The 19,247-nt window shown below is 46.3% G+C and carries 14 protein-coding genes and 1 pseudogene; 9 read left to right on the forward strand and 6 right to left on the reverse strand.

Annotated elements, in window-relative coordinates; all coding sequences use genetic code 11:
- Positions 1–450: 450 nt before the first annotated feature.
- On the reverse strand, positions 451–1,803 hold the full coding sequence (glpT, locus tag Xbed_RS12560) for a glycerol-3-phosphate transporter (protein WP_086113260.1): 1,353 nt from the start codon (positions 1,801–1,803) through the stop codon (positions 451–453).
- 1,072 nt (positions 1,804–2,875) lie between these two features.
- Here glpT and Xbed_RS12565 point away from each other — a divergent pair.
- The 7 genes from Xbed_RS12565 (at position 2,876) to Xbed_RS12595 (ending at position 12,292) form a co-directional block, all read left to right on the forward strand.
- Positions 2,876–4,630 (forward strand): thioester reductase domain-containing protein, encoded by a 1,755-nt coding sequence (locus Xbed_RS12565; protein WP_244182488.1) that lies wholly within the window; start codon positions 2,876–2,878, stop codon positions 4,628–4,630.
- Positions 4,631–5,034: 404 nt separating this feature from the next.
- A complete protein-coding gene (glpA, locus tag Xbed_RS12570; RefSeq protein ID WP_086113261.1) occupies positions 5,035–6,690 on the forward strand; it encodes an anaerobic glycerol-3-phosphate dehydrogenase subunit A in 1,656 nt (551 codons plus the stop codon).
- On the forward strand, positions 6,680–8,035 hold the full coding sequence (glpB, locus tag Xbed_RS12575; protein ID WP_086113262.1) for a glycerol-3-phosphate dehydrogenase subunit GlpB: 1,356 nt from the start codon (positions 6,680–6,682) through the stop codon (positions 8,033–8,035). The genes glpA and glpB overlap by 11 nt, the downstream gene beginning before the upstream one ends.
- A complete protein-coding gene (glpC, locus tag Xbed_RS12580; RefSeq protein WP_086113263.1) occupies positions 8,032–9,237 on the forward strand; it encodes an anaerobic glycerol-3-phosphate dehydrogenase subunit GlpC in 1,206 nt (401 codons plus the stop codon). Before glpB ends, glpC begins: the two co-directional genes overlap by 4 nt.
- 264 nt (positions 9,238–9,501) lie before the next feature.
- A complete protein-coding gene (locus tag Xbed_RS12585) occupies positions 9,502–10,413 on the forward strand; it encodes a hypothetical protein (protein WP_086113264.1) in 912 nt (303 codons plus the stop codon).
- 159 nt (positions 10,414–10,572) lie between these two features.
- Positions 10,573–11,016: a hypothetical protein gene (locus Xbed_RS12590; protein ID WP_086113265.1), complete on the forward strand. Its 444-nt coding sequence runs from the start codon at positions 10,573–10,575 to the stop codon at positions 11,014–11,016.
- A 181-nt stretch (positions 11,017–11,197) separates the two neighbouring features.
- Positions 11,198–12,292, forward strand: coding sequence for a Fic family protein (locus tag Xbed_RS12595; protein WP_086113266.1), 1,095 nt, complete (start codon positions 11,198–11,200; stop codon positions 12,290–12,292).
- A 183-nt stretch (positions 12,293–12,475) separates the two neighbouring features.
- On the opposite strand, the gene Xbed_RS12600 is transcribed toward Xbed_RS12595, so the two are convergent.
- Both Xbed_RS12600 and Xbed_RS12605 read right to left on the reverse strand, forming a co-directional pair.
- Positions 12,476–13,576, reverse strand: coding sequence for a glycerol dehydrogenase (locus tag Xbed_RS12600; protein WP_086113267.1), 1,101 nt, complete (start codon positions 13,574–13,576; stop codon positions 12,476–12,478).
- Positions 13,577–13,786: 210 nt separating this feature from the next.
- Positions 13,787–14,452, reverse strand: a complete 666-nt coding sequence (locus Xbed_RS12605) for a 7-cyano-7-deazaguanine/7-aminomethyl-7-deazaguanine transporter (protein ID WP_086113268.1) — start codon at positions 14,450–14,452, stop codon at positions 13,787–13,789.
- A gap of 169 nt (positions 14,453–14,621) precedes the next feature.
- Between Xbed_RS12605 and tusA the strand changes: the two genes are divergently transcribed.
- Positions 14,622–14,873 (forward strand): sulfurtransferase TusA, encoded by a 252-nt coding sequence (tusA, locus tag Xbed_RS12610; RefSeq protein ID WP_086113269.1) that lies wholly within the window; start codon positions 14,622–14,624, stop codon positions 14,871–14,873.
- Positions 14,874–15,090: 217 nt separating this feature from the next.
- Here tusA and Xbed_RS12615 read toward each other — a convergent pair whose 3' ends face one another.
- From Xbed_RS12615 to rsmD, 3 genes are all read right to left on the reverse strand, one after another.
- Complete coding sequence (locus Xbed_RS12615) at positions 15,091–17,352, reverse strand: zinc/cadmium/mercury/lead-transporting ATPase (RefSeq protein ID WP_086113270.1); 2,262 nt, start codon at positions 17,350–17,352, stop codon at positions 15,091–15,093.
- Between the two features lie 111 nt (positions 17,353–17,463).
- Positions 17,464–17,736 carry a DUF1145 family protein gene (locus tag Xbed_RS12620; protein ID WP_086113271.1) on the reverse strand — a complete coding sequence of 91 codons (273 nt, stop codon included), beginning with the start codon at positions 17,734–17,736 and terminating at the stop codon, positions 17,464–17,466.
- 41 nt (positions 17,737–17,777) lie between these two features.
- Complete coding sequence (gene rsmD / locus Xbed_RS12625) at positions 17,778–18,356, reverse strand: 16S rRNA (guanine(966)-N(2))-methyltransferase (RefSeq protein ID WP_086113272.1); 579 nt, start codon at positions 18,354–18,356, stop codon at positions 17,778–17,780.
- Positions 18,357–18,587: 231 nt separating this feature from the next.
- Here rsmD and Xbed_RS12630 point away from each other — a divergent pair.
- Positions 18,588–19,247, forward strand: a pseudogene (locus Xbed_RS12630) (signal recognition particle-docking protein FtsY); the annotation flags it as partial.

The raw sequence follows: 19,247 nt of genomic DNA on the forward strand, positions 1-19,247 counted from the left end.
AGATAGAACCGCCACGGGAAAAGACTGTGTCAGCTAGCGGGAGGCATCATTTCTCCGCTAAAGCTCAAAGCCAGTGGCGCCGGTTGAAATTACGAAGCGCGCATAATAAACGCAGTAAGCCCAAATTGAAAGCCGAAACAATGACAATATGTCATTTTTTATTATCATTTAATGAATAGAAACATGGCGTACCATTTTGAACCTTGTTTTTCGGGTTGAAAATAATTTCTTGTTGAATGTTTTTCAATCAAAAAAGGGGAGGGGGCGTTCATTGCCATGGAATAACGCTCTTGCTGCCGCGCGGCAACTCGAATTATTTTGGGTATAATTTGGGTATAAATAGACGGGTATCAACTGGGTTTATTGAGAAATCGCAGTACAACGTTCATTGTACTGCGATATTGCACTGCTATTTATAGGGTTATTAATCCGCGTGTATCGTAACCCATGTTACGGATTCAGGCGTGCTATTTCCTGCTTGTGTTTCTTTTCACTTAACATAACGAACAACAGCAGAATAACCGCCAGCGCGCTGCCGCCGATCATAATCATAAAGCCGCCATCCCAACCGAAGAAGTCAACGGTGTAACCCACGATGGCGCTGGCTGCCACAGACCCCCCCAGATAGCCAAATAAACCGGTAAAACCGGCGGCTGTTCCGGCGGCTTTTTTCGGTGCCAGTTCAAGAGCGTGCAGGCCAATCAGCATCACCGGGCCATAAATCAGGAAGCCGATAACCAACATGCAGATCATATCGACATTTGGGTTTCCTGCCGGGTTCATCCAGAATATGACTGTGGCGATAGTCACCAGTATCATAAAGAAGACACCCGTTGCACCCCGGTTGCCTTTGAACACTTTGTCAGACATCCAGCCACACAGCAGCGTACCCGGAATACCGGCATACTCATACAGGAAGTAAGCCCAGGACGATTTATCCAACGCAAAATGCTTCACTTCTCTCAAATAAGTCGGTGACCAGTCGAGGATGCCGTAACGCAACAAATAAACGAATACGTTGGCAATCGCGATCATCCACAGCAATTTATTCGGCAGAATGTACTGCATGAAAATCTCTTTTGCCGTCAGTTCGCTTTCATCTTTTTCTGTGTAATCCGGTGGATAGTCATTTTTGTACTCTTCGATTGGCGGTAAACCACAAGATTGCGGGGTGTCGCGCATCAAAGAGAAAATAATGATAGCCACGAGGATAGCCGCAAATGCCGGCATATACAGTGCGGCTTTCCAGTCATTGAACCAAGCCATCCCCAGCAGGAACAATAATGGAGGCAGACCACCGCCAACGTTATGGGCACAGTTCCAGACAGAAACAATCCCCCCACGCTCTTTCTGTGACCACCAGTGAACCATCGTGCGTCCGCAGGGAGGCCAGCCCATACCCTGGAACCAGCCGCAGAGGAACAACAGAACAAACATAATAGCAATACTGGATGTTGCCCACGGTACGAAGCCCATAAACAGCATGACCGCCGCCGCCAGTATTAGACCCGCAGGTAAGAAAACACGCGGATTCGAGCGGTCGGATACGGAACCCATGATGAATTTCGAGAATCCGTATGCAATTGAAATACCTGACAGGGCGAAACCCAGATCACCTCTGGAGAAGCCTTGTTCTATCAAATAAGGCATTGCCAAGGCAAAGTTTTTCCTGACCAGATAGTAGGCTGCATAGCCAAAAAAGATCCCCATAAAAATTTGCCAGCGCAAGCGACGATAGAGTGGATCTACTTCTTGCGCAGGCAACCGGGCTTTATGGGGAGCCGGTTTAAAAATACTTAACATGTTTGTCTCCACATGACGTTTGTATGAGCGCCTTACCACCGTTGAGCGGTGATAATATTAAACGAAAAATTTCTACTAAATATTTTCTATATCGAAGCTAATATTAGCTAAAACAACATAATATAACTGTGAGGTATCACCAACATAGAGATATAATTTCGCAAGGTGGGCGATTTTGAGTGATTTACTGGGTTTTTTAAATACAATTTATTCATATTATTGTGATGCTCGTCACAATAAAAGGCTTTGCTTGTTATTTTTGTACGTTTGAGGTTCGTTTCTGTTCTTTATCACGCAAAGGCTTATTATTTTCAGGGAAATTCTTCCGGCGCAGTAAATCATCATAAAGTCATATAAATATAACCGGCATAAATAAATACCTTTTTATAATAGTGATACATTTCAACTCTTGAAGATCCCTGATTCCCCGCACCGCAGGGAGTAAGGATGGATTCTACAATTTTGAGATGTCATTTATGATGTTGTATTAACGTAATTTAATAAAGTAGACGGTGGCATTAAATTGTCTCAATTCAAGCTGTTTTTACAGTTTCATTGATGTCATCATTTAAATGACATTTTATTTTTTGTGTGTGATTTTCTTTTTATTTACCTGTCTGGCGTTTTTTATAACAGGATTACAAATAAAGTGTTTGAAATTAAAATTCAAAAATAATAGATATTACTACAAATAGTTATTCATGCTCATGACCGTAGTTAACATGCCGTATCGGATAACTGTTTTATAAGTTAAAAGAAGTAATATCAATATGTTAGTTGGATGTGTTCAGGCTGTATAGGCGTAATACATTCTGTTCCTCCACTGAAATACTGGATTTATATAAATTGATTATTTAATTCATTTAAGATTACAAAATAATACTAATTAATATATTTGATAAATTACTGATGATTTTTTTGCAGTTTATTTTTATGATTCAGTTTATGTCTCATAAAGTATTTATAAATGCGTGATGTAGACCAAAACTGAAAAATAACGACTACCAGCATTGATGCCTCCATTCATCATAAAAAATGATGAAAAAAGGAGGCTCAGAATGAGAACATCATTATGAATACTCATACACACAAGGCAATATTACACACAGCATTTACTGGGCAAAAATCTTCTCCTGTTGGCGCGGCTGCAATAGAGAGTCATCTCAGTTGCATGACGGCCGCACTAGAACCGTGGTTTGACAATGTTCCCTCCCGGTTGGCTGAATTGGCAAAAAGTGGCAAAAGAGACCAAAAGCGGTTGGAAGACGTTGCGGAACGGTTGAATGCCAGTTATGACAAAGTACAGCCGCAAACAGAGACTGAAAAACGTGTTTATACCATCTGGTGCCACTTACTGGAGACGGACGCCTTCGGGGTGACGGATGATTTCTTCCAGATTGGCGGGAATTCTATCCTTGTCGCCCGCATGATAGAAAATATTGAAAACGCATTCTCACTGAGGATACCGATTGCCGGCATTTATGTTGAACCGACAGTGGCCAGAATTGCGGCCATTTTGGATGAAATACGGGCTGCGTATCAGGCTAACCCTGCCCAATTCGTGGGAACTTATCATAGTGAAGCGTTAATTCGTCAACATGCTGAAACGCTTGAGAATGATGTCTACCTGAAAGAAAGTGTGCGTCCTGATGGGCTGATTCATGCCAACTGGTATCAACCGGATACGATATTGCTGACAGGGGCGACCGGATATCTTGGGTTGCATTTGCTGGAGCAATTATTGAAACAGACCTCAGCCAGAGTTATCTGCCTGTGCCGTGCATCGGATAAGCAGCATGCCCGCGACAGAATCCGGGATGGCTTCAAACACTACCGGATTGATGTCGGTCATGGGCTTGAGCGTGTGGATTTTGTTATCGGTGATTTAGGGCTGCCACGTTTTGGTTTACTCCCGGAGACGTGGACTCAGCTTGCAGAAAGTGTTGATGTTATTTATCACAATGGGGCGCTGGTTAACTTCATCTATCCTTATAGTGCGCTGAAAAACATCAATGTTGATAGTACCAGAACCGCATTGGCGCTGGCCTGTACGGCACGTTTGAAACATCTCCATTATGTTTCTTCCGTGAACGCCCTGTTTGCGACCGAATCACCTCGTCCTTATCTGGAAGATGATCGTGCCATGAGCGAATCAGTGCGTGATCCTTCCGGCTATTCGGGGAGTAAGTGGGTAGCTGAGGGCATTATCAATATTGCCCGCAAACGGGGCGTGCCGGTGAGTATTTACCGTCCGGGCCTGATCCTTGGGCACACCCGCACAGGCGCGGCACAAGGCAATGATTATCTGGTTGCATCCTTGAAGGGTTATCTGACCATGGGCTTTTATCCTGATCATGCTCTGTTGCTGGATATTGTGCCGGTGGATTATGTGGCGGCATCGCTGGTGCACATCTCCGGGCAACCGGAATGCAACGGAAAATTCTTTAATTTGTTTAACCCGGAACAAATTTCTACCCGGCAATTTTTCGACTGGGTGCAGGATTTTGGCTACATTCTCAACCCGGTCCCGTTTTATGAGGGTAAAGAGCAGATCCTTACGCTGGATGATACGCACCCCTTGTATCCCTTGATCCCGCAGATCAGGGATATGACCAGCAGACCTTATCGTGCACTGGACCCTGCCTATATCGACGAAATTCACCCTGAATTGGAGTTGAGGAATACGTTGTCAGGGCTGGCTGGAAGTGACATTCGTTGCCCGACAATAACGGCTGAATATGTCCATCAGATATTGCGCTATCTGATTGGTGCCGGATTCTTACCGGCTACCTTGTCAGAACACTTCAAGAAGGAGGCTGTCGCATGAAACCGTTAGCAGGAGATGATGGCATGAATTGGAGGGGGGTCATTAATGCCAAAAAACAGTATTCGGTCTGACCGGAGCCAACAAAATAGATGACGGGCTTATTATCAATCATCATTAATCACAGTGATTAATCACTGTCATGGGCATGTTTCTACGGGATCATGCCCGTTTTTTATTCTCCTTTTTCATTTCTGTTTGCGACCTGAACGGTTCATCAAAGCGTGATATTTATCACGATATGGACTTTTTTATGTCAACTCATGCGCGTTTCTCGCTCGTTATTGTTCCTTATCAAACAAAGAACAGGGGCATTGTCTATATTTTAGCTATCCCAAATCTATCCCAACAAGACATTGACTGGCCGGATACGTGACTGGCACAGAAGTGGAAGAGGAGCATCTCCAATGAACGGCTCTCCTGTAACAGAAACCGATGTCATTATTATTGGCGGGGGCGCGACCGGTGCAGGAATTGCAAGGGATTGTGCCCGCCGTGGCTTACGCTGCATTTTATTGGAACGTCATGATATTGCCACCGGAGCGACGGGGCGTAATCATGGTTTGCTGCATAGTGGAGCGCGTTATGCAGTCACGGATAGCGAATCGGCAAAAGAGTGCATCAAAGAAAACCGAATTCTCAAGCGCATTGCCCGCCATTGCATTGAAAAAACGCAGGGTTTGTTTATTACCTTGCCGGAAGATCCTTTGGACTATCAGCAGACTTTCATCTCGGCGTGTGAGAAAGCAGGAATTGAGGCACAGGCAATGGAGCCAGAACAGGCGCTGCGTCTGGAGCCTGCGGTGAATCCTGATTTAATCGGGGCAGTGAGAGTACCCGATGGCACCGTCGATCCATTCCGGTTAACCGCTGCCAATATGCTGGATGCGAAAGAGCATGGGGCACAAGTACTGACCTATCATGACGTGATGGGATTGATCCGCCAAGGAGACAAAATTACCGGCGTTCATGTCTATGATCATCAACATACCTGTCTGTATGACATTCATGCGCCGATTGTGGTCAATGCCGGCGGCATTTGGGGACAAAAAATCGCGGAATATGCCGATTTGAAAGTGCGGATGTTCCCGGCAAAAGGAGCATTGCTGATCCTTGGGCACCGGATCAACAACATGGTGATCAACCGTTGTCGCAAACCGGCTGATGCCGATATTCTCGTCCCCGGTGACACCATTTCATTGGTGGGGACTACCTCCACGCGTGTTGAATATGATCAGATCGACAAGATGTTCGTGACACCGGAAGAGGTGGATATTTTGATCCGTGAAGGATCACGGCTGGCACCTCAACTGGCGAAAACGCGCATTTTACGTGCCTATGCGGGGGTGCGCCCTTTGGTGGCCAGTGATGATGATCCTTCTGGCCGTAGTGTCAGCCGTGGAATAGTTCTGCTCGATCATGCTCAACGTGATGGCCTGGAAGGATTCATCACCATTACCGGCGGAAAACTGATGACCTATCGATTAATGGCGGAATGGGCGACAGACAAGGTTTGCGAAAAACTGGGTGTGACCGCAAGTTGTACGACTGCGCAAGAGCCTTTGCCCGGTTCATGGGCTACCGCCGAGCAGACATTGCGCACGGCGGTGGCCTTACCGGCACCCATTCGTGGATCTGCCATATATCGTCATGGTGATCGTGTAGGCAACTTGTTGAGTACGGAACGGTTGGACAAAAGTTTGGTATGCGAATGTGAAGCGGTCACTGCGGGAGAAGTCCGTTATGCGACCGAATCCTTAACCGTCAATAACCTGTTGGATTTACGTCGCCGGACGCGGGTTGGGATGGGTACTTGTCAGGGAGAACTTTGTGCCTGCCGTGCGGCAGGGTTACTCAACCGTCTTGGTGTCACCACCGGGCAGGAATCTGAACAGCAATTGGTGCATTTTCTCAACGAGCGCTGGAAAGGCATTCGTCCAATCGCTTGGGGAGATGCATTACGGGAAAGTGAATTTACCCGTTGGATTTATCAGGGACTGTGCGGCTTGGACGAAGAAGCCATTAATAACCTGCCAACAGCGGAGGCCAACGATGAAATTTGATGTGGTGATTATTGGTAGTGGATTAGCCGGACTGGCGTGTGGCATCCGGTTGGCGGAGGCCGGGAAGTCCTGTGCGATTGTCAGTGCTGGTCAGAGTGCACTCTATTTTTCATCCGGTTCGATGGATTTTCTCTCCCATTTGCCTGATGGCCGTCAAGTCACCCATCCTTTGGCTGCCCTATCTGAACTGGCGAAGCAGGCACCGACACATCCTTATAGCCGCATTGGAGAAAAAAAGGTGGCCTCGCTCATTTATCGTGCGGAAGAGCTGCTGAGGGAAAGCGGATTAACCCTGACCGGATCGGCTTCACAGAATCACTATCGCATTACGCCGCTTGGCCGTCGGCGCATGACATGGTTAACTCCGGCACGTGTTCCCACCCTCGAATTGGAATGTCCATTTCCTTGTAAAAAACAGCCTTATAAAAAACAGCCTTGGGAAAATGTTGCCGTCATCGGTATTGAAGGATTTTTGGATTTTCAACCCAACATGGTTGCCAGTGCGTTACAAAAGCAGGGGATTAAAGCACAAGCCCAAGAAGTTCATTTAGCTATTCTGGACAGATTACGTGACAATCCGAGTGAATTCCGTGCGGTGAATATCGCCCGTCTGCTGGATTTACCGGAAAATGGGTCTTTGCTGGCAGAAGAAATTCGTCGGCTGTCGAAAGGGCATGATGCCATTATTTTACCGGCTTGTATCGGGCTGGAATCTGATCAAATCGTCGAAAACTTACAGATACAGGTAGGAAAACCCGTTTATTTGCTGCCGACATTACCCCCTTCCTTGCTGGGCATCCGTATCAATCAGGCGATGGGGGATCGATTCCATCAATTTGGCGGCATGGTCATGGTGGGGGATGCCGTGAATGGCGTAGAGATGGAGCATAACCGCATTACGGGTGTTTACACGCGAAATCATGGTGATATTCCGTTGCGGGCGTCTCATGTCGTTTTGGCGACCGGCAGCTTTTTCAATAATGGCCTGAAAACCGAATTTGATCGCGTTTATGAACCCTTGCTGGGACTGGATTTGCTGGAAAATCCTGCGCGTGGGCAATGGACGCGGCAAAACCTCTTTGCCCCCCAGCCTTACCTGAAATTTGGTGTCAACACGGATGAATATTTACGGCCATTGAAAGCGGGCAAAGCGATCGCGAACCTCTATGCAGCGGGATCGGTATTGGGAGGATATGACCCGCTGGCTGAAGGTTGTGGTGCGGGTGTTTCTTTACTGAGCGCCCTGTTTGTTGCTGAACAGATTATTTCTGAGGCCGTAACGGAACCCAAGAGCGGGAAATCGAGGCAGCCTGAGCAAATCAGCGGGGGGGAGGTGACGCAATGAGTATTTTCGACAACAGTTTTGAAAGTTGTATTAAATGTACTGTATGTACAACTTATTGCCCGGTTGCCAAAGTGAACCCGCTCTATCCGGGGCCGAAACAGGCTGGCCCTGATGGGGAGCGCCTGCGTCTCAAAGATCCGGCACTGTATGATGAAGCGCTGACATACTGCACCAATTGCAAACGTTGTGAAGTCGCCTGTCCCTCTGATGTGAAGATTGGTGACATCATCCAGCGGGCAAAAGCCAATTACCATCCACACCGCCCTAAACTGCGGGATGCCATCCTCAGTCATACGGATCTGATGGGAACGTTATCCACTCCGTTTGCGCCCGTCGTCAACGCGGTAACCAGTCTGAAACCGATGCGTCATCTGCTGGATAAAACCTTAAAAATTGACCATCGGCGCGAACTGCCAAAATATTCCTTCGGGACATTTCGCCGTTGGTATCGCAAACAAGCGGAAATTCAATCGCAATTTAAGGAGCACGTGGCCTATTTTCACGGTTGCTTCGTCAATTACAATCATCCGCAATTGGGAAAGGATTTACTGAAAGTTTTTAACGCGATAGGCATCGGCGTCCAATTGCTGACCCGGGAAAAATGCTGTGGTGTCCCCCTGATCGCCAATGGCTTTATTGAACAGGCAAAACGTCAGGCGCGTGTCAATCTGGCCTCTTTGACCGAAAGCGTCATAGAGCGTCAAATCCCGGTGGTAGCGACTTCATCCAGTTGCACCTTTACCCTGCGCGATGAATATCCACATATTTTAGAGGTAGATACCCGGCCTGTGCGCGATCACGTGGAATTGGCCACGCGCTATCTCTATCGTCTGCTGGATAAAGGACATGATTTACCCTTGAAACCTACACTGCTGAAAGTGGCTTATCACACCCCGTGCCACATGGAAAAAATGGGCTGGGCGGCCTACTCTATTGAATTGATCAAGCGCATTCCGGGCATTGAATTGATGATCCTTGATTCTCAATGTTGCGGTATTGCCGGTACTTACGGCTTTAAGGCGGAAAACTATGACGTTTCCCAAGGGATTGGCGCGAATTTATTTCGCCAGATTGAAGCAAGCGGTGTCGATTTGGTCATTACAGATTGCGAAACCTGTAAATGGCAGATAGAAATGTCCACCAGCAAAAAATGCGAACACCCGATAAGTTTGCTGGCACGGGCGGTGGATTCAGGGAGCTAGATCCCACGGGTGAGTCAATTAGGTGGGCTATTCGCCTCATTTTGTGAGGCGAATAATGGCTAAAGCTCTCTCATGTAAGAGTAGTAAAACAAATTTTGAATAAGTTATCTGTTTAATTTATTGCATTAAATGATAATTTCAGTGTTATGTATTTACATCTTCTATATTTTATATTCAAAGTCATTTTAATGATAAAAAGCTTAATTAATTCTACTGGATTGGCTATTATATATTAATTATTTAAATATTAATGGACTGCATATAATGAATGATAGAAATAAAAATGGAAATGCGACAATCTATGACTATCTTGCTGATCATCTCAATGGTAAATTGCCGATTAATCAATTAAGGCCACAACATCCTTATTTGAGTGAAACTTTAGGGCTAAAAGAAATCCTTGAAGGTAATCATGAGCATATTTTTCTTTGTTCCACACAGGATGCGTATAACATATGGGAGGATCTTTCGGGGATTATTCGCAATCATAGAAAAGAAATAGAAGGAGTTATAGATACAGCTACTACATATCTAGGTAATGCGAAAGATACCAACGCAACTATTAGGAATGTCGGTAAGCTTGCCAATGTGACAGGTTTTCGTTCAGCATTTGATGCTATCTCGAACTTGAAGTTTCTTGGAATCAAGGCCATTTCTTATAAGGACAGATTAGGAAAGGAGTATATTAAGATAACTGGTTATCCTGGGATTAGGCGTATTTTGAATGGAACTCGATATAGACCGAGTAATACAGAAGTAACACAAATTGGTATCGGTAAAATGGGAACTAATAGTAGTATCCTCCAAGGAATGAAGTTTAGTGTTTATACTTCATTGGGATATCGACCATTAGAATTTATATTTAAAGATGAAGTAGATACTGTAAGATTATTTGCAAATATCACTATGGACATGGCAAAAACCATAGTTATCGCTTCAGCCTCTAAGCTAGCTGCAGGAACATTAGTTAAAATTGCGGCAGTAAGTTTAGCCGGATCCCTTATTATAGGCGTAGCGATAGGTATTTTTTTGGTGATTGCAGTTAATGAACTAGACAAAAAATTTGATTTAACAGGTAAATTGGATAATTTTTTAAGAGATATTGCGAAAAATCATAAAAAGATATCCTCTGATTTAGGAATGCAAGGGCAATTGTTACACGTTAAGAAATGGTAGCTTTCCAATATCTAAAGAGTTATTTTAGGTTAAAATTTATTCATTTTACTTAGGGTTACTTTTTTATGGTTTAGTATCAAAAGTAAGCAGAGAATACTTTTTAGGAAAGAAATGTGTCCCAGATTAGACATTTAATAATGAGTGGAAACCTAGGTAGACATGAAAAAAATTAAGGAATATATACTTGACAATATAGGTGGGAAATTATTAATGGTGTTTCTTTTATGCTACCCATCTACTGTTTCTATAAAGAATATCCTTAGTCATTTGCAATATCCCAAGATCATTGAATATTCACCGTTGAGTGCAATTGCTGTTGCTTCTTACCCTTTGATTATCATCGCCGCAGTTTTTACATTTTTGCCATTATCCAGGCTCTCTGGCAGTAAGATTTTTAATAAAATATTCAAAGTGGTTATTGGTATCTCGCTGTTTTTTATTGCATTGGCTATTGTGTTTAATATCTACTTTACCGCTACTGTGGTGGAAAAAGGTTATACCAAATGCTCTTTTGGGAACTCTCGTTTCAATATGATGACTGTGTATGCACAAGATGCCAATGAATGCTTAAAACGCAAGCATATACAGGATATTAAGAATTAAGTTTTTCAAGATAACCATCCAGTGTATTGTTTTTACTTAAAGTGGCTTATCACAATCCGGGCCACATGGAAAAAATGGACAGGTGGGCTATTCGCCTCATTTTGTGAGGCGAATAGAGTTGTTATTTGCCTCACTCCATGAGTAGAATGGTTCAACTTTTGGCATCATAAGGTGAAATTCAATGTGGATATGGGAACAAGAAAATTGGCCAGATTTTCAATGGAATGAGCCTGTTCTGACACCTTTGTTGCGGGAGATTCATTTTAATCAGGGGTTATTGTTGGGAAGAGCTGGCGCTGAAAACATAGAGCAGGCGACATTGGATAATCTTCTTGCCAACATTCTCTATTCCTGCGAAATAGAAGGTGAAAAGCTAAATGCGGTATCCGTTCGTTCTTCATTGGCAAATCGATTAGGCATCAGTGAAGCTAAACCCTATCCAACTGACGAACAATCCGATGGTATGGCTGAAATTGTTTGTGATGTGGTGGAAAGATATGACAACCCACTGACGCTTGAACGTATTTTGAAATGGCATGAATTGATGTTTCCCGAAGGTTACACCTTGTTTAATCCCATCAGGGGAGGGCAGTTGCGGCATGGAGGAATGGAAGTCATTTCTGGCAGAATAGATAAACCTATTATTCATTTTGAAGCGCCACCCGCCGAAAAATTGCAGGGGGAAATGGCAAAATTTATCGCATGGTTCAATCAATCTCGTTGCGAGCTGAATCTTGATCCTATCTTGCGTGCAGCAATCATACACTTATGGTTTGTCACATTACATCCATTGGAGGATGGCAATGGACGTGTTACACGTTTCTTGACTGATTTAGTATTGGCGCAGGGAGAAAACCGTTCAATCCGGTTTTATGCTATGTCAGTGAGTATTTGTGAACGCCGCAAGCAATATTATGAAATACTGGAACAGACTCAGCGCAATAGCTTGGATATTACCGATTGGATGGTATGGTTTCTGCAAACATTGAATGACACCCTTATTGCTAAATTAAAGCAAATTGATGATACAGTGAAAAAGACCCGATTCTGGCGTTGTATCGATCAAAGTCAGCTTAGTGGAGAACAGGTCAAGGTTCTGAATAGAATGTTGGATGGTGATTTTCAGCAAGGTATTAACAGTAGCCAATATCAGAAAGTTGCTAAAGTCAGCCGGGCAACCGCGACCCGACATTTAAACCATCTGATAGAGCTTGGTTGTCTGGAAAAGACTGAGGCTGGTGGCCGTAGTACGCGTTATGTCATTCATCATATTTGAATCTATTTTAAGAAGCATGCTGGCTAAATGTGCCCGAAAGGCGGAATAGCTCATAATATGCATGTTCATGACCTCACAACATTGATGTACCTATCATTGTACGTGCACAATGATAGGTGCTCAAGTATTATACAGGCAACATTATTTGGCGGTTTTATTGCGGTAAAATCTCACATCCATCACTTAATACAACCAATCCTGCCCCATTCGGTCAGCGGCCAAAATTGCGGCATAAACCTGCTCTGGCGTTACGGTAAATGGCATATTGTGGATGGTTTCCCCTCCAGCGCAGCTCGCTATGGCAACCTGCATGATTTTTTGATGCAGTTTTTCATTATCACGCAAGCCCAGTTGTTCCAATGTGACTGGCAGACCCACCTGTACACAGAAATCGAGCACGGTTTCCAGCTCTTCACTTGAGCTGTTTTCCAATACCAATTGTGTCAGAGTGCCGAATGCCACTTTTTCTCCGTGATAAAGATGGTGACACTCTTCCAACACCGTAAAACCATTGTGGATGGCATGAGCCGCAGCCAGACCCGCACTTTCAAAACCGATGCCGCTGAGATAAGTGTTTGCCTCAACAATATTTTCAACCGCCGGTGTGCTGACCCCGGCTTCCACGGCAAGTTTTGCTTTGTAGCCTTCGGCCAGCAAGGTTTCATAACACAACTTGGCCAATGCCAAACTTGTGGTGGATGTTGCACCGCCAGCCATAGTGGGTTTATGGGCAGAACTACTGGCTCGCGCCTCAAAATAGGTGGCGAGCGCATCCCCCATGCCGGCCACAAACAGGCGAATCGGTGCCTTGGCAATGATATTGGTATCCATCAGCACAATATTCGGGTTTTGCGGGTAAATCAGATAACTGTCGAATTCGCCCAGTTCGGTATACAAGACGGAAAGGGCGCTGGTGGGGGCATCGGTTGAAGCCAGGGTAGGGGCAATAATCACGGGAATTTTGGATTCGTGAGCGATCGCTTTGGCGGTATCAAGGTTTTTTCCACCCCCCAGCCCAATCACAGCCTGACACTGATGACTTCCCAGAATAGCCGACAGACGCTGAATTTCACTCCGGCTGCACTCACCGTTAAAGATTTCGAAGTGGCTGGTGACTTCGTGTTCTTCCAGACTTTTGCTGACGGTATCCCCAATAAGACTCATCACGAAATTATCGGCAATCACGAAGACGTGGTCAGCAAGCATTTTGGTGTATCGACCAATGTGAGATAGCGCACCTGGCCCTTGGATATATTTGGATGGAGACTGGATCACTTTCAGCATAAGAGATATTCCTTCTTCACTGGAAACTACGCATGGGTGTCACAATACTGGCATGTGGCGGGTCACAGGCGATTTATGTGTTTGCCTGTCCATCAATACTATACGGTACTATACGACAAAATATACAGAGGAGTGATGAATAAAAGCCGGAAATGTGCGCTCCGAAACACCCCTTTTCCCGGAAGATCCCCCGATTCGGGGGAACCCTCATTAGATTTTGGCCAGCTTTTTATCTGCGGTTTGAGCGAAAAAGCATTTCAGGATTAAATTCAACAGAATGCCATACGCCGGTAGGAAGAAAAGCAGACAGATAAACAGCTTGAAAGCATAATCCACCAAGGCAATTTCTACCCAATGCGTTGCCATAAACGCATCAGTACTGCGGTAAAACGCGATAAAGAAAAAGGCCAGCGTGTCGAGCATATTACCGAAAAACATGGCGGCAGCCGGTGCTATCCACCAGCGGCTTTTTTGGCGCAGGCGATTGAAGACACCGACATCCAATATTTGACCAAGCACATAGGCCATAAAGCTGGCGCTTGCAATACGGGCGACCAACACGTTAAAGGTTCCCAATGTTTCGAGTCCTTGCCATGTTCCCTGAAAAAACAGCGCTGAAATCAGATAAGAGATCAACAAAGCGGGGAGCATGACGGAGGTAATGATCCGGCGAGCCAGAGGTGCACCATAAATGCGCACGGTCAGGTCGGTCGCCAAAAAGATAAAGGGAAAGGTAAATGCCCCCCACGTGGTATGAAAACCAAAAATAGAGATGGGTAATTGCACCAGATAGTTACTGGAAGTAATGATCAGAATGTGGAAAAGCGAAAGCCCGATCAACGCCGAGGCCCGCTGCTGCGCGGTCAATTGGAACATAGTGTACCTTTTTGGTGAATGGGGTAAGGGAACCCAAAAATAAACGTACCTGAAAAATCAGGGGACATAAATCATACGTGGGTTATACAAGAAAAGTAAAGTACGGCAGTTGGCGATGTTTTGTAATATAATCCGCTGCCATAGATTGTTTGAACCTACAGAGATTGTTATGTCCGATGTTTTTGCCAATCCTGACAAAAAACTTGATACGCTGGGATTACGTTGCCCGGAACCCGTCATGATGGTACGTAAGACCGTCCGCCATATGAATGCCGGGCAGACCTTATTGATCATCGCGGATGATCCGGCGACAACCCGCGATATTCCCGGCTTCTGTCGTTTTATGGATCATGCGTTGATCGCGCAGGAGACGGAGCAAACACCTTATCGGTATTTGCTCAGAAAAAGTGAAAGAGCTTAGAAATCGCTTAAATTGAAATATATCGCGTCATTGACTGGCAGAAACAGAGGGCTGTGCTAGGCTTTAAATATGGTGTTTAGTCACAATTATCACCTCGCTGAATACCATCTTTCTTTTTTCCTTAATAGCAATCTTGAGTAATTGTAATTTTGGAAAGGTGCGCATTCGCACCTTTTCAATTTGTTACTTTTTGCTATTTCTTATTTCTCTTAAATGATCACTTCTGGGATTTCACTCTCAGCAGCCGGATTGCGTTTGCCGTGACCAATGCCGTCGCGCCCGAATCAGCCAGAACCGCCATCCATAGCCCGGTGATGCCCAATAGACTGGTGATCAGGAATATGGCCTTTAAGCCTAACGCAATCGTGATATTTTGGCGGATGTTGTAATGGGTTGTGCGAGACAGTGCGATAATTTCAGGTAAACCGGTCAGGCGATTGTGTGTCAGCGCGGCATCCGCCGTTTCCAATGCCACATCCGTTCCGCTGCCCATGGCAACCCCGATACTGGCTGCTTTCATCGCTGGAGCATCGTTGATGCCATCACCCACCATCATGGTGTGATGTTGCTTGTTCAACTCCGTCACTGCTTTCACTTTATCTTCTGGTAATAATCCTGCCCGATAATCGATACCCAGTTGACCGGCAATCGCCGCCGCCGCACGAGGATTATCCCCGGTGAGCATAACGGCCTCGACACCTTGTTTTTTCAGGATGCGGATGGCCTCTATGGCATCCTGACGCAAGGTATCCTGCATGGCGATTAACCCCATGAACTGTTTATCCTGCATGACAGCAACCGCCGTTTTGCCCCGGTTTTCCAGTTCTGTGACTCTTTGCTTCCAATGCTCAGATAACGTATTTTCCGGTAATCGCTCTGGGGAGGAGACGAGTATTCTCTGTCCTGACAATAGCCCTTCAACGCCGATCCCGGCCAGTGCCTTACGCTGCTCCGCCTCGATAATTGTCACTCCCCTGTTTTCTGCGGCGTTAAGGATGGCTTTGGCCAATGGGTGATGGGAGCCACTTTCTACCGCCCCGGCCAGTGCCAGCAAGGTTTCCGCGCTGATGCTCTCCACGGGTTCAACCTCCGTGACCTGAGGCTTGCCTTCGGTCAGGGTTCCGGTTTTATCCAGTGCAATGGTGGTCACGGCCCCCAGTTGCTCTAAGGCCGCCCCGCCTTTGATCAGGGAACCACGGCGGGTCGCTGCGGCCAGTGCGGAAGTAATCGCGGCAGGCGTCGAAATAACCAGTGCGCAAGGACAGCCAATCAACAGTAGGGTCAGACCCCGATAGATCCACATTTCCCACGAACCGGCAAACAACAACGGCGGGGGAAGGACGACCAGTGCTGAGAACAAGATAATCAGCGGGGTATAGATGCGACTGAATCGGTCGATAAAGCGCTCAATGGGCGCACGGCGCTCTTCTGCTTCCTCAATCAATTGGAGAATGCGGTCAATGGCGTTATGCCCCGGTTCAGAAATCACTTGCATCTGTACGGCACTATCGACAGAAAGGCAACCCGCAGCCACCTTTTCTCCCTGTGACCGTTCAACAGGAACCGATTCCCCCGTCAGGGCGCTTTCATCGAAACTGGCAAATGGACTGAGCAGTTCGGCATCGGTGGGCAAACGGGCTCCTGGGGCTATCTCAATAATATCGCCAGAACGCAGTTCCGCTGCCGATACGATTTTCTTTTGTCCATTTTTAACCAATAAGGCTTGGTCAGGCACCAATGCCATCAAGGCACTGACACCCCGACGGGCACGTCCGGCGGCATAGGATTCCAGCACTTCTCCTAGCTTGAAGAGCAGAATGACCATAGCAGCTTCAGCAGTGGCATCAATGAACAGGGCGCCGATGGCAGCAACACTCATCAATGTTTCAATGGCGAAGGGAGTCCCTGAGCGAATCAATTTGATGGCTTTGGTTGCAACGGGGTATAACCCAATGAGCGTGGTAATGATGAAAGCAATTTGCCCGGCGGGAGCACTGACGCTTGAGATTCCCCAACTGATGAACATCAAGACGACGAGAATAAGGATGGGGGAAAATGTTTTCCAGTGATTGGCTGCCGGAGGCAATTTGGATACGGGATCTGCTTCCTTGATTTCAAAGCCAGCCTGCCTGACGGCCTGTTCGACGGCAGAACGAATATCGACATCAGAATCGACCACCAGTTTCTCTGTTGTAAACAGTACCTTGACCTGTTTGGCTGCCGGGAGTTTTCTGACGGCATTCTCGATTTTCCCTGCGCAGCTTGGGCAATCCATGCCATTGATGATCCAATTGAAACGCTGGTTTGCCGTTAATTCGAGGGGTGTCGTATCCTGAATGGCATGGGCATGATCGTGTGAGCAATGTGCCCCATCATGTTCATGATTATGGGAATGATCATGAGAATGGTGAGAATGACCGTGACCTGTTTCATGAAGATCGAGCTGTGATTGCTTATGTTTTTTGTCGGTGGATAACATAGGCGACCTCTCAAATAGAGTTAATTTGGATTAGTTAAGATTAACTCTACACTCTGGAGTTAACTCCAGAGTCAAATTTAATAAAATAGTCCGTGGTGGAAAGTGACTGCTCTACGGCTTTTTATTCTGCTGCTGCTTTTTCTGCCAAGCCAGTAGTTCAAAAACACCGAAAAAGAAAATCTTGGTCTGGAGGAAACCGGATAATTTTTGATCCTTAGGCTGGGAATTTGTCAGTAACAGTAATTGAAATGCGTGCATGACCACGGTGAAGACCATGGCGATATCCATAAAGTATCTTAATGGCTTCGGGAAAGGGTAAAACAAATTGAAGATCATGATCCCCCAAACGAAAATCATGATAATTCTTCCTAATTGAATAAACATCATCGACTCCAAAATCGTATTTAAGCAAGCCGGACACCCCATTACGGGTGGCGGGTATACAATCGATAGGCAACTTGACCGGCAACCTTTTCCCTATGTAATTGCCAGTTTGCAGGAACTTCTGACGCAGCAGATTCTGATTCGGCCTCAACATAAATCCAGCTTTCTGCTGCCAGCCAGCCATTGGCTTCCAGTAAATGGATGGCTTCAGTGAGCATGCCTTGACGGAATGGAGGATCGAGAAAAACCACATTAAACGGTGTTCCTTCCCCATTGAGATATTGTAGTGCATTACCTTGCACAACATTGGCATTCTCAGCGTTCAGCGAGACTAAATTCGCTGATAACTGTTTCGCCACATTGCGATCATATTCAATCAACGTTGCGTGGCTTGCATAACGTGATAGAGCCTCAAATCCGAGCGCCCCGCTACCTGAAAAACAATCCAGACAACGAGCTCCCTGAATGGTTGGCATAAGCCAGTTAAAGAGTGTCTCACGGACACGATCCGTGGTTGGACGTAGCCCGTTGCTATCAGGAACCGGCAATTTTCTGCCGCGCCATTTTCCGCCGATAATGCGAATTTGCCCTAAAGACGCGCGCTGTGGTTTTTTGGTCATAATTTACATAACTTAAGCAGTTGTCATCCGGTATCACTCAATAATACTGAGTGGAGACAAAAAGTGAGTGAAAATGAAGAAACCCATTGATTAATTTACCACGAAATCCGCGATAGATATGTGTTGTGGTGTGATGAAAATGTTAGACTGGATTTTATCACCGTTAAAACCTATCTCAGTGGGCATATTTGTTAATAACGCCATAATTAACCGCGAGGAGTGTAGTGGCCGATGGCAAAAGAGAAAAAAAAAGGTTTCCTTTCTTGGCTTGGACTTGGTCGTCAAGATAAGAACCCGCAAGAAGAACAAGCTGAACAAGAAAAACTGGCTGCCGAAGACGCCGCCCGTCGCGCAGCAGAAGAAGTAGAACAACAACGTCTGGCCGCAGAAGCCTCCCGTGCCGCAGCAGAAGAAGCAGAGCAACAACGTTTGGCCGAAGAAGCCGCCCGTCGCGCCGCAGAAGAAGCAGAACAACAACGTCTGGCCGAAGAAGCTGTCCGTCGCGCCGCAGCAGAAGCAGAGCAACAACGTCTGGCCGAAGAAGCTGTCCGTCGCGCCGCAGCAGAAGCAGAGCAACAACGTCTGGCTGAAGAAGCCGCCCGTCACGCCGCAGAAGAAGCAGAGCAACAACGTCTGGCTGAAGAAGCCGCCCGTCGCGCCGCAGCAGAGGCAGAACAACAACGTCTGGCCGAAGAAGCCGCCCGTCGCGCCGCAGCAGAAGCAGAACAACAACGTCTGGCTGAAGAAGCTGTCCGTCGCGCCGCAGCAGAAGCAGAGCAACAACGTCTGGCTGAAGAAGCCGCCCGTCGCGCCGCAGAAGAAGCAGAGCAACAACGTCTGGCTGAAGAAGCCGCCCGTCGCGCCGCAGCAGAGGCAGAACAACAACGTCTG

The organism is Xenorhabdus beddingii, from assembly GCF_002127545.1.
Lineage (GTDB): Bacteria > Pseudomonadota > Gammaproteobacteria > Enterobacterales > Enterobacteriaceae > Xenorhabdus > Xenorhabdus beddingii.